9 protein-coding genes are annotated in these 12,940 nt (G+C 47.1%); 5 read left to right on the forward strand and 4 right to left on the reverse strand.

Translation table 11 applies throughout. The annotated features are described in order from the left end of the window. Nucleotide 1: 1 nt before the first annotated feature. Genes treS through N2245_RS05735 form a run of 5 tightly spaced genes read left to right on the forward strand, consistent with a single transcriptional unit; the run spans nucleotide 2 to nucleotide 7,864 of the window. The gene (gene treS / locus N2245_RS05715; protein ID WP_494535767.1) at nucleotides 2-1,657 is read left to right on the forward strand and encodes a maltose alpha-D-glucosyltransferase; all 1,656 of its coding nucleotides are present in this window, start codon (nucleotides 2-4) and stop codon (nucleotides 1,655-1,657) included. Continuing rightward, on the forward strand, nucleotides 1,654-3,114 hold the full coding sequence (locus N2245_RS05720; RefSeq protein WP_494535768.1) for a phosphotransferase: 1,461 nt from the start codon (nucleotides 1,654-1,656) through the stop codon (nucleotides 3,112-3,114). The genes treS and N2245_RS05720 overlap by 4 nt, the downstream gene beginning before the upstream one ends. After that, a complete protein-coding gene (gene glgX / locus N2245_RS05725) occupies nucleotides 3,111-5,243 on the forward strand; it encodes a glycogen debranching protein GlgX (protein ID WP_494535769.1) in 2,133 nt (710 codons plus the stop codon). The genes N2245_RS05720 and glgX overlap by 4 nt, the downstream gene beginning before the upstream one ends. Before the next feature lie 31 nt (nucleotides 5,244-5,274). Continuing rightward, nucleotides 5,275-7,470: a 1,4-alpha-glucan branching protein GlgB gene (gene glgB / locus N2245_RS05730; RefSeq protein ID WP_494535770.1), complete on the forward strand. Its 2,196-nt coding sequence runs from the start codon at nucleotides 5,275-5,277 to the stop codon at nucleotides 7,468-7,470. A gap of 16 nt (nucleotides 7,471-7,486) precedes the next feature. Next, on the forward strand, nucleotides 7,487-7,864 hold the full coding sequence (locus tag N2245_RS05735) for a hypothetical protein (RefSeq protein WP_494535771.1): 378 nt from the start codon (nucleotides 7,487-7,489) through the stop codon (nucleotides 7,862-7,864). Here the strand turns inward: N2245_RS05735 and N2245_RS05740 are convergent. Genes N2245_RS05740 through N2245_RS05755 form a run of 4 tightly spaced genes read right to left on the reverse strand, consistent with a single transcriptional unit; the run spans nucleotide 7,850 to nucleotide 12,931 of the window. Continuing rightward, nucleotides 7,850-8,980, reverse strand: a complete 1,131-nt coding sequence (locus tag N2245_RS05740; protein ID WP_494535772.1) for a quinone-dependent dihydroorotate dehydrogenase — start codon at nucleotides 8,978-8,980, stop codon at nucleotides 7,850-7,852. The genes N2245_RS05735 and N2245_RS05740 overlap by 15 nt on opposite strands. Before the next feature lie 46 nt (nucleotides 8,981-9,026). After that, nucleotides 9,027-10,238 (reverse strand): argininosuccinate synthase, encoded by a 1,212-nt coding sequence (locus tag N2245_RS05745; protein WP_494535773.1) that lies wholly within the window; start codon nucleotides 10,236-10,238, stop codon nucleotides 9,027-9,029. Nucleotides 10,239-10,253: 15 nt separating this feature from the next. Then, entirely contained in the window at nucleotides 10,254-11,864 is a 1,611-nt protein-coding gene (locus tag N2245_RS05750; protein ID WP_494535774.1) for a sugar phosphate isomerase/epimerase family protein, read from the reverse strand. After that, the gene (locus N2245_RS05755; RefSeq protein ID WP_494535775.1) at nucleotides 11,861-12,931 is read right to left on the reverse strand and encodes a Gfo/Idh/MocA family protein; all 1,071 of its coding nucleotides are present in this window, start codon (nucleotides 12,929-12,931) and stop codon (nucleotides 11,861-11,863) included. The genes N2245_RS05750 and N2245_RS05755 overlap by 4 nt, the downstream gene beginning before the upstream one ends. Between the last annotated feature and the right edge of the window lie 9 nt (nucleotides 12,932-12,940).

A 12,940-nucleotide genomic window follows, 5' to 3' on the forward strand; every position in this document is an offset into this window, starting at 1 on the left:
TATGAGCAACTTGAATGATGATCCAACCTGGTACAAAGATGCCATTATCTATGAAGTAGGTGTCCGATGCTTTTTTGATTCAAACAACGATGGCAGTGGAGATATACCAGGACTGACTGCCAAGCTCGACTACATTGAGTCTCTAGGGGTTACAGCTATATGGCTACTTCCCTTTTACGCCTCTCCCCTCAAGGATGGAGGCTATGACATTTCCGACTACAGGTCTCTTCACCCAGACTTCGGGACGATCGAAGATTTTAAGGTCTTCTTAGACGAAGCCCATAGGCGTGGTATTAGAGTGATTACTGAGCTTGTACTGAACCATACCTCAGACCAACACCAATGGTTTAGGGAGGCCCGTAGTAACCCCAACTCCCCTTATAGGGACTACTACGTATGGAGCGATACGGACGACAAATATAAAGACGCTCGCATAATATTTATAGATACCGAGCGATCTAACTGGACTTGGGACCAGGAAGCAGGCAAATACTACTGGCATAGGTTCTTCAGCCATCAGCCTGACCTCAATTACGACAATCCAAAAGTACAGCAAGAGATCCTTGATGTAGTAGGCTATTGGCTCGACATGGGGGTAGACGGACTAAGACTGGACGCAGTTCCCTACCTGTACGAGAGAGAGGGCACCAACTGCGAGAATCTGCCAGAGACACATGAATTTCTCAAGAAACTGCGTAAATTCGTAGATGATAACTGGCCCAACAGGATGCTCCTCGCTGAGGCCAACCAATGGCCAGAGGACGTAGTAGCCTACTTCGGAAATGGTGATGAATGCCACATGGCCTACCACTTCCCCATAATGCCTAGAATGTATATGGCATTGCGTCGGGAGGATAGACATCCTATCACTGAGATCCTGCGACGTACCCCCCCAATACCCGAGACATGCCAGTGGGCACTATTCTTGCGTAACCATGATGAGTTGACTCTTGAAATGGTTACCGATGAAGAACGGGATTACATGTATCACGAATATGCAAAAGATCCTAGAATGCGTCTTAACCTTGGGATAAGACGTAGGCTGGCACCTCTGCTGGATAACAGCGAGAGAAGAATACAACTGATGCACCTGCTTCTCTTTACCCTGCCTGGAACACCCATTATCTACTATGGTGACGAGATAGGCATGGGAGACAATGTATACCTAGGAGATAGGGATGGGGTACGTACTCCCATGCAGTGGAGCGGGGATCGCAACGCTGGCTTCTCAAGAGCTAACCCACAAGCACTGTACCTACCGCCTATAAGAGACCCAGTATTCACTTACGAAGCGGTCAATGTAGAAGCTCAGGAGCAAGTGCCAACATCACTTCTGAACTGGATGAAGAGAACCATACAGATAAGGAAGAAATACCCTGTATTTGGAAGAGGATCTATACGCTTCCTGCAACCTTCTAATAGAGCAGTACTAGCTTATATCAGGCAGTACCAGGATACTACTATACTGTGTGCTTGTAACCTTTCAAGGTTCTGTCAGGCAGCAGAACTTGACCTAAGCGACTTCAAAGGGCTTTACCCCGTTGAGCTGTATGGCAAGACGGTATTTCCCCAGATCGGAGAGCTGCCATACCTGCTTACATTCGGACCACATGTGTTCTACTGGTTCGAGCTTAAACCACAGGAGCAGTTACCGTGAACAACAAGCTATATATAAGCAACAAGTACAGTAATCTTGTTGAAGCCTTACATGATGCACTTGAAAGAGCATCGCTCGACTTGCAACTACCTGCCTATCTTGAATCCAATAGATGGTTTGGTGCCCATACAAGGCACCTTCAGTCTGCTAGATTCGAGCGTTGGGTAGAGGTACCAAATTCAGGCGGAGCATGCCTGTGCGTTGTCACTGCAATAGATGCAAGTAATAACCTTACCGATTATCTACTGTACCTGCGGCCTGCTGAGCCAGAAGAAGAACAGACTGAGGTAGCAGATGCTCTGCAGTTCGAGGATTCAAGACAGGCGCTGCTTAGGGTGCTTGCTGGGAACCAAGAACTCTCGGGATTCAGGTTAGATACCGTGGTAGAAGTTGTAACTTCACCTAGATGTGATGGCGAAAGCAGAACCTTACAGGGAGAACAAAGCAACACCTCGGTCATAGTCAACCAATCCTGCATAATGAAGCTGTACCGCAAATTAGAGCAGGGAAGAAATCCAGAGATAGAGCTTGGTAAATACCTTACAAGTAGTGTGCGATTCGACAAGACACCTACATTGTTGGCGTTTCTCAGATTATCCTCACCCGATGGCTACGATGTAGATGGAATAGTACTTCATGAATATGTCCCTAACCAGGGTGACTGCTGGCCCTGGGCGCTACAAAAAGCTACAAGCTTTATAGAAAGCGTAAATCAAGATTCTGAAGTCTATCCATGGCTTGAGCAAGAAGCAGAAACCCTTCAGGGTGCCAGCAGTATAGGAAGAACCATAGCCGAGTTCCACTCTCTACTTGCTAAGGCAGATACTGAAGGTATGAGACCTGAACAAGCATCTCAGCAGGATTTTGAAGCTTGGGTAGATTCTATACGCAAAGAGGCTAACAATGCCCTGGAAGCGCTCAACCGCGTTCAATACCCAGACGAATCACTCAAGAACCTAGTTACAGAGGCAACCTCTCTGCAGCCAGATCCTCCAAGTCAACTCGGATTAAAGACAAGGATTCATGGAGATTTACACCTAGGACAAATCCTAGTCGGTAAAGACAGATTTCTGATCATAGATCTGGAAGGTGAACCAGCAAAGCCGCTATTTGAGAGGAATTCGCTTGAGAGCCCCCTTGTGGATGTGGCCGGCATGCTCAGATCCTGGAACTACGTAGCTATGTCGTTGTCCAAACAATATCCTGAGAAAAAAGCACTTCTTTCCGCCTGGGAGAATCTAGTAAGCAACCAATTTTTGAGATCTTACATTGATGCTGCTGGCTCATCTGACACCAAGTTCCTCCCAGAAGATGAACAAAGTACCAAACAAATACTGGATTTATTCAAACTCCGTAAAGCTCTATACGAGCTCAGGTATGAACTTGACTACAGACCAGACTGGGTAGACATACCTGCAGTAGCTATCAAGAACTTGCTGGAGAATAGTCTGAGGTGAAGTTTACATTCTGTCCTGGAAAGCCATATCCATTAGGAGCAACATGGGACGGAAGCGGGGTGAACTTTGCTCTCTTCTCTCCTGGCGCTGAGAAAGTAGACCTATGCATTTTCAACAATCCTTTCGAGGAGAAAGAGAGCGCTAGGATACCAGTAACCAACAAAACCAACTATACATGGCATATATATCTGCCAGAAGCAAAACCTGGACTTTTATACGGTTACAGGGTTTATGGGCCCTACGACCCTGCTAGAGGATTAAGATTCAACCATAACAAGTTACTCATAGATCCCTATGCCAAGGCTATAGCAGGAGATATAAAGTGGTCCGATGAAGTCTTTGGATATAGAATTACAGGTCATGACGACCAGGACTTGATAGCCTCCGAAACAGATAGCTCACCTTACATACCAAAGTCAGTAGTTGTAGATACAAGCTTCACTTGGGGGGATGATCAAAGGCCTAACATTCCGTGGAAAGATACGATCATCTATGAGCTCCACGTGAAAGGCTTCACACAGCTACACCCTAGCCTGCCAGAAAATCTTAGAGGTACGTATGCTGGGCTGGCTCACCACGAGGTTATAAAGTACCTGAAAGATCTTGGTGTAACCGCAGTGGAGCTACTTCCAGTACATCACTTCGTGCGCGACAGGAACCTTGTTGAAAAAGGGCTAACCAATTACTGGGGTTACAACACAATCGGTTTCTTCGCCCCAGATTCAGCATATAGCTCATCAGGCTTCATGGGGCAACAAGTGCATGAGTTCAAAACTATGGTCCGGAAACTCCATCAGGCAGGCATAGAGGTGATACTAGATGTGGTTTACAACCATACTGGAGAGGGTAATCACCTAGGCCCCACTCTGTCCTTCAGGGGCATCGCTAACGGCCACTACTACAGGTTATCGCATGACTCTCCACGCTTCTATATGGACTACACTGGCACAGGTAACACCATAGATACAATGGAACCATACGTTCTAAGGCTGATAATGGACAGTCTTAGATACTGGATTCAGGAGATGCATGTCGATGGCTTCAGATTTGACCTCGCAGCAACTCTAGGTAGAGAATCTCACTACTTCGACAGATACGGTTCGTTCTTCGACATCATTAGCCAAGATCCCATAATATCTCAGGTGAAGCTCATAGCGGAGCCTTGGGACTTGGGAGAGGGAGGATACCAGCTAGGCAATTTCCCAGAAGGATGGGCTGAGTGGAACGATAGATACAGAGATAACATTCGACGTTTCTGGAGAGGAGATCCTGGACAGGTCAGGGAGCTAGGCTGGCGACTATCTGGAAGTAGCGATGTATTTGCTGCGGGTGGTAGGGGGCCTAACGCCAGCATAAACTATGTTACTTGTCATGACGGCTTCACCATGCGGGACCTGGTCAGCTATAACTCCAAACATAACGAGCCCAACGGTGAAGGTAATAGGGACGGTACCGATAACAATCTAAGCTGGAACTGTGGATTCGAGGGAGAAACAGACAATCAGGCAGTATTATCACTTCGAAGAAGGCAGATTCGTAATTTCCTGACTACCCTGCTTGTGTCTCAAGGTACACCAATGATTCTCCACGGGGACGAGATTGGCAGAACTCAGAGAGGAAACAACAATGCTTACTGCCAGGATAATGAAACCACCTGGCAACCTTGGGATCTAGAGGAATGGCAGGAGCAGCTTCTGGAATGGACCAAACAGGTCATAGCGTTTAGAAAAGCTCACCCTGTATTACGCAGAGGTGAATACTACAAAGGCGAGATGATAGAAGGCTATGACACCAAGGACCTTACATGGCTAAGACCAGATGGCAAGGAAATGACCGAAGAGGACTGGTTGAACCAAGAGATAAGAGCCTTTGGTATGCTCCTATCAGGAGCGTCAGTGATAGAATGTGTGGATGATAACATCCTGGTGATATTCAACGCAAGCAAGAGGAATATCTCCTTTTACCTACCACAACCCCCATCAGGACTTAGGTGGCACTTGATTTTGGATACTAGCAACCCTAGATATCAGGAGCCTCTAAATCGCAGAGTTGCTAAGAGCTATAGGTTGGCTCCCATGTCGATGGCAATTTTTAAGTATCCTATTCAAACCCCGAGGACAGAATCATAGGTGAGGGTTCGATAGAACGGAGGTGCGCAATATGCAAATAGAAGGCGCATGCAGGATAGAGGATCTCATAAATGGCACATGTTATGATCCACACTCCATACTCGGAATGCACCCGGTCGAGAGGAACGGTAGGAGATGCATAGAGCTAAGAGTCTGGGTACCGGGAGCAATAAAAGTATCAGCCCTTGATTACAAAACAAACGAAGAGATACTACCCCTTGAAAGGGTACATGAAGCTGGCTTCTTCATCGGTGCTTTTCCTACTAGGACAGAGATCTTCCCCTATAGACTACGCATCTCAACGGCACATCATACTTGGGTGCAAGAGGACCCATACCGCTTTCTGCCGACTATAGGAGAGCTCGATCTGTACTACATAGGAGAAGGTACACATAGAAAGCTGTACGAGGTACTGGGAGCACATCCAAGAGAGATCGATGGAGTCAAGGGTGTCTCTTTTACAGTTTGGGCACCAAACGCTCGTGGTGTCAGTGTCATCGGGGATTTCAACGGTTGGGACAAACGCAGATACCCGATGAGAGTGCTTGGTTCATCGGGCGTCTGGGAGATCTTCCTCCCAGGAGTCCGGGTTGGCGAGAAATATAAGTACGCTGTAAATGGTGCAGACGGCATAGAGAGGGAAAAGGCTGATCCAGTGGCATTCTACAGCGAGTTAAGGCCGAGAACAGCATCCATCATATATGACTTGGGCGGTTACAAATGGAAAGACAGAGAATGGATGCTAAGACGCCTTGAAAACAACCCCTATCAAAAGCCCATGAACATCTATGAGGTTCACCTTGGTTCATGGAAGCGTCATCCAGATGGCTCATGGCTCTCTTATAGAGAGCTTGCAGACGAACTAGTACCCTATGTCAAAAGAATGGGATTCAACTACGTGGAGTTTATGCCCATACTAGAACATCCCTACGATGGCTCATGGGGTTACCAGGTAACTGGATTCTATTCGGCAACCAGCAGGTTTGGTACACCTGATGATCTCAGATATCTAATTGATAGATGCCATCAGGCAGGCATAGGTGTGATCATAGATTGGGTGCCTGCGCACTTTGCAGTAGATGAACATGGCCTTTGTAGATTCGATGGGACCTATCTATACGAACATGAAGATATCAGGCGGAGGTTCCAGCCTGACTGGGGAACTTTTTCTTTCAACTACGGGAGAAACGAAGTTCGCAACTTCCTAACGGCTAGCGCTCTGTTCTGGGTCAAGGAATTTCACGTTGATGGCCTGCGAGTTGATGGCGTAAGCTCTATGCTTTACCTTGATTACAGCAGAGGCCCTGGGGAATGGGCACCCAATAAGTATGGCGGTAGGGAGAATTTAGAAGCCATAGATTTCTTACGTGAAATGAACTCTCTTGTATATGCGGAAGGCGAAGGAGCCATCACCATAGCAGAAGAATCCACAGCTTGGCCAGGTGTGTCTAGACCTGTTTACCTCGGGGGACTTGGTTTTGGCTTCAAGTGGAATATGGGATGGATGCACGATACTCTAGAGTACTTTCGTAAGGATCCCATATATCGTAAATATCATCAGAACGATTTGACTTTCTCTATGGTGTACGCATACAACGAGAACTTTATTCTCTCCCTTAGTCACGACGAGGTCGTTCATGGCAAGGGGTCCTTAGTCAATAAGATGCCCGGTGATGAGTGGCAACAGTTCGCTAATCTTAGACTACTTTTCGCTTACCAGTGGGCTCATCCCGGGAAGAAGCTCATATTCATGGGAGATGAGTTCGGACAAAGATCTGAGTGGAATCATGATTGGCAGCTGGACTGGTGGGTACTGCAGTTCGGCTATCATCAGGGAGTGCAAAGATTGCTGCAGGACTTGAACAGGTTATATTTGCACGAACCAGCTTTATACAGACTCGACCATGATCCCAAAGGCTTCACATGGCTCGATTATTCTGATTGGGAGAACTCGGTGATATCTTTTGCACGATGGTCTGGAGATGGTAACGATCACATAGTGTGCGCATTCAACTTTACACCCGTGCCTAGATATAACTACAGGATACCAGCACCTCATCTAGGCAAGTACCGAGAAGTCCTGAATACAGATGCCCAAATTTACGGTGGTAGTGGGATAGGGAATATGGGGGAAGTAAGCTCAGAGGTAGTCATGCACAATGGGCACCCTTATTCCGTAGCTATAACACTCCCACCATTGGGAGCAGTATTCTTTAAGCCCATGTAATTGGAGGAGTCGAACTATGGCTAAGGACATAGTCCTAGCGATCGATGACAGCTCAGAAGCGCTAACCCAAATATGTGAGGCGGCAGGGCGGGCAGGTATAAATCTCGAAGGCGGATGCTGCTTCTTCTGTGAGGGACAAGGTGTATTTCATGCCCTTGTAGAAGATATAGAAGGTTTTAAGAGGGTGATAAAAGAAGCCGGATTTAAGATTCAGGAGGAAAGAGATGTACTGCTGATAGACATAGAGGATCGCCCAGGGGCCCTTGGGGAAGTGTTAAGAGAGCTAATAGAATCGGGCTTAAAAGTCGACTTGTTGTACCTTGCCACTAGGACCAGGGTTGCTATAGGTACCAATGATCATGCTAAGGCTACAGCCACCTTACTTGGTATCTAGAAAATCTGCGTATCTAGCTCCAACCGCGTCACTTATCGACTTTACACCGTTCTTATCCAACCATTCTAGAAGCCCTAGGTTAGTCCTCGCCGCTACTGCAAGACCCTCACTGCGAATAGCAGTCACTACCTGCACAGCCGTGGCTCCGGCAAGGATCTTCTCTAACGCAGTGTGAGCATCCTTGACTCCCCCCACGCCAATTATGTCTATACTCCCTTTAGTCTGGGAATATATATATGCCACCTTGGATGTGGACATACGCCTGAACACTTCGTCATCTCCACTGAGCCCGCCTGGCTGTAATCTCCACCCCTCTCCATATCTAGCCTTGACATCTCCCAACGCCACGGTATTGGTTGCTACCACCCCAGCGAGCCCTAACTGCAATACTACATCCAGGATTTCATCCACTTCTTGGTAAGAGAGTTCTGGCGCTATTTTGATAAATAAAGGCTTTCTAGCTCCATAACTGTCCATGACATCTAGCACTGCCTGAGCTATAGATAGCAGCGCTCCTTTTTGCTGGAGCGACCGGAGACCAGGAGTATTAGGGGATGAGACATTAATCACGAAGTAGGAGCCGTAAGGATACAGCTTTCTAACAACTTCAGCGTAAGCTAATGGAGCCCTGTCCTCGGGATCATCTTTATTCTTCCCTATACTTATGCCCACTGGTATGTTGTCGGATTTATATGACTCCAAGTTAGCCGCAACCGCATTAGCTCCAGGGTTATTGAATCCTAGTCTGTTTATCACCACACCAGAGTTAAGTACGAACTGCCTGGGCCTAGGATTGCCCGGCTGCGGTCTAGGAGTTACGGTACCCACCTCAACGCTTGCGAAACCGAGCGCATACAGAGCTCTCACTGATATGCCAGATTTATCCCAGCCTGCCCCCACTATTAAGGGGTTTTCGAGTTGCACACCGGCCAGGCTAACTTTTAGCCTTGGATCTACTACACGTCTACCTTTCCAGGCCAAGATCTCAAGGAACTCGGGACCCAAAGGCACTTGTTCCACGGTATGTAGACCGTGCCTTACCCTTTCGTGCCAAGTTTCGGAGTCCAGTCTATCTAGCAAGGGTAGTACTAAGTGCTTATATATACCAGTAGCCAATGCTAATCCTTAAGAGAAGTTGTCCTGCATCTATATAAGTATACTGTTATTCGCCTGGGCCTAGTCTCTTAGCTGCGTGTGTTCTCAGCCTCAAAGCCTGAAGTCGTATAAAGCCTCCAGCATCGGCTTGGTTATACACCTCATCCTCTTCGAAAGTAACAGTCTTGTGATCATATAGAGAAGTATCGGACTTTCTGCCCGTCACGTAAGCATTACCCTTGTATAGCTTAAGTCTGGCAACACCACTAACTCGCTGCTGGATATCATCCATGAACTTCTGCAGGGCGATCCTTTCCGGAGCATACCAGAAGCCGTTATACACCATCTCAGCGTACTGAGGTATGAGTTGATCCCTGAGGTGCATTACCTCCCTATCAAGAGTTATAGACTCGACAGCTCGATGAGCTATATGTAGCAATGTACCTCCAGGAGTCTCATAACATCCTCTAGACTTCATACCAACGAATCTGTTCTCGACGATATCCACCCTGCCCACGCCATGCTTACCAGCCACCTGATTCAGACATTGTAGTAACTCTAGAGGCCCCATCCTCTGACCATTCACTGCTATGGGATTACCTGCCTCAAATTCAATCTCTATCTCCTCGGAAACATCTGGGGCTTCTTCTGGATCACGTGTAAGTCGCCACATACCCTTTGGCGGTGCTACCCATGGATCCTCCAGTACACCACCCTCATAGCTTATGTGAAATAGATTAGCATCTATGGAGTATGGCCTCTCTGGAGTAACCGGAACCGGAATACCCTTTTCCTTGGCGTAATTGATTAGATCGGTCCTACCCTTAAAGCTCCACTCCCTCCATGGAGCAATGACTTTTATATCGGGCTGCAGGGCGTATGCCGTAAGCTCGAACCTTACCTGATCATTACCCTTACCAGTTGCACCATGGGCTATTGCATCGGCCCCTTCTTCTCGAGCAATTCTTACTAGTTCTCTAGCTATAAGGGGTCTGGCTATCGATGTACCCATTAGATATTGGTTCTCGTAGACAGCCGCAGCTCTTATAACAGGGAAAACAAAATCTCTGACGAATTCTTCGCGTAGATCTAGCGCATATGCCTTGGAAGCGCCGGTGGCCAGAGCCTTATGTTTGGCTTCCTCCACCTCTTCTCCCTGCCCAACATCAGCGGTAAAAGCAATTACTTCTGCCCCATAGTTCTCTTTTATCCACGCAAGTATGACGGAAGTATCCAGTCCACCAGAATATGCCAGTACTACTTTCTTGACCTTCTCCATAAACCACCCTTTAAGCTAATTTTGATCTTTGATACTAAGCACTTGCTTTATGACACTTGGAATATGATCCATAGGTAGATGTTCAAGTATCAGAGGAAGATCAAACCTCTGTCTTCTCAAGAACTCTAAGTAGGGTTGCTGCCTGAAAACTCCAGCACCAAATTCGGGCGTTTCTACCTCAGCGCCCTCAGCCGACACATCCTTCAGGTGAGCAATTACAAAACTACTTTCGAACCTGAAGAGGAATCCCTGCGTAAGCCTTTCATGTGCCGGTAGTAGATAGCTCGAGATATAGTTGTAAGGGTCTAGCACCAATTGAAGGTTATCGCTATTGTAATGTCTGTTTAGGGCCTCTATCTGGCAAAAGTTATATAGCACATTATTCACATAGCCCTCGAGCGCCAACACTACATTATTTTCTTTAGCCACAGGCACAAGCTCATCCAAAGCATTCAACAGCATACTCCAAGCTTGTTCTGTCCTATTGAATTGAGTAGGCAACCAATCGCTCTCTGGATTACAACTACCGGTCTCTGTAGCAACTACATAAGTACCAAGACCAGGAGCAGCTTCGATACACCTCTTTAGGAAATCGATGTTATCTCTCCTTCTCACATCATCTGGAGCTACAAGGTTGCGATAGGCCCCGATAGCAGCAACCGACAGTCCCGAGTTCTTCAAATAGTTCAGAGCTGAAGTATAACCGGAGTCGCTGGCTAAAGCGTTTGTAAGTAAAGGCCCTGATAACTGTACATATTTGAGTCCGTAATTGCCAAAGTCCTCTACCAACTTATTCCAGTCATCAGGTTGATAGTCCCAAGTGAAGGCTCCAAAGTGAGGCCACTCAGGCAGCCCTACCTCTGGAAACCACTTACGAGCGAAAGTCGCATCTCTCTGAACTATTGGAGGAGGTGAAGCTGGAGTTTCAAGCACTAGCCATCCGTCGAAGCCTATCTCTCGCAAGGCCTTTGATGATTCTGCGAAATCTACGAAACCATGTCCAAGATGGCAATCGCCAGTACCAGCAAGGCAGTCCTTTATATGCACCTGAGCTACCAAGGAGCCCAGAGTTCGTATCTCAGTAGCAGTATCGAGTCCTCTCCAGACTACGTTGGCCAGATCAAAGTAACAACCAAAGCCGGCGGGCGAACCTACGGCCGAAGCCATCTCCTTTATTCTCTGGGCTGGGAGCGTACCCTCATAGCACAACTTTATCCCGAAAGCTTCAGCCTTAGGACATAGTTCCCGAAAGGCTTCTACTGCTCTCTCAAAGTCTTCCTGAGTTATAATTTCCCCTTTACCGAAGAAAGGCACAAGTATAATACTTGCGCCTAGCTCTCTTGCCCAACGAATAGCTACCCTAATATCTTCCTTGGCTTGAGAGACCACATCCTGATCAGAACTGCTAACTCCTCCGTAGTTGTGTTCTCCAAGAACCAGAGATGATACTTCCACCCCAGAAAATTCAGATGCGTTCTTGATCTGTACAAGCAGACCATTATCAGACCTTAGATGTTCTCTATGAAGGTTGATCTCCACTCCGTGAAAGCCCAAGGATTTTGCAAGGGTGAACATTTCGCTCGGGGTTTTGCCCGGCAATAGATAGTCCATCGCTCCCAGTTTCAATTCTCTACCTCCTTCAGACTCACGGGGTTCCCTGAGCTCTCAGCTGACTTACAAGCAGCAAGCACCATCTGCAAAGAGAGCAAATTATGAGAAGCTGAGTTATAGGGTTCTCGATCCTCTCTCACAGAGGAGAGCAGTTCAGCCATACTTCCTGCAAAACCATCTGGAAACCATTGCCCTTCAAGCTCGTACTTGTAGTAATTACCGTCCTTCTCAAGTTCTACGTAATCACTGCCCAATACACTTCCTCTGATAGTACCTTCTCGACCATGAATCCAGAAATAATGCCCTTCTTGAGAAGTCTGTGAACAGCCAACTCCACGTATGAAAGCACTATACCCTTCGGGATACTCGAAGTCCATCCACATACCCCAAGGAGTGATGCTATCTGAAGGCTGGATCGGGGTCCTATATTCGCGAGCCCTTACCACGCTAGGGATCTTTCCTTCCATCCAGCACCTAGTAATATCGACCCAATGTATAGAGTAGTCGTATATAGCAAAATGCTTGATTCGATCAAAATTCGTACCTGTGACCCAAGAGTAATTTATGTCGTATAAGTGGGTAACTGACAGCACATCGCCGATAATGCCTTTTTGGACTAGAATTGTAGCCACTCTCCATGGAGGGGCCCACCTGCCATTCTGATTGACAGCTAGCTTGAGTCTTTTGTGCTCCGCCTTACTAACTAGCTGTTTTGCCTCACTTAGAGTAAGCGCAAGAGGCTTTTGCGAGAGTACGTGCTTACCAGCATCAAGAGCTTTATTTATAAGCTCGAATCTCTCAGCAGGATGAGTAGCGATATCTACTACCTCTATAGCTGGATCTGCAAGCAGGTCTTCCAAGCTGTCGTATACTCTCTCTACACCAAAAGTCTCGATCACACCTTCAGTAGCCTGCGGTAACACGTCATATACTCCTACTACTCGCAGCCCATACTTCTTGTAAGCTGGGAGATGAGCATTTTTGACTATGCCACCACAGCCAATGATGCCGATTCCAGGATTATAATCCGCAGGAAAACTCGGTTTGTAATCCACCTGGAACTCTTCAGGAACACCACCCATATCTCTCCT

Source organism: Thermobaculum sp. T2p, assembly GCF_059335935.1.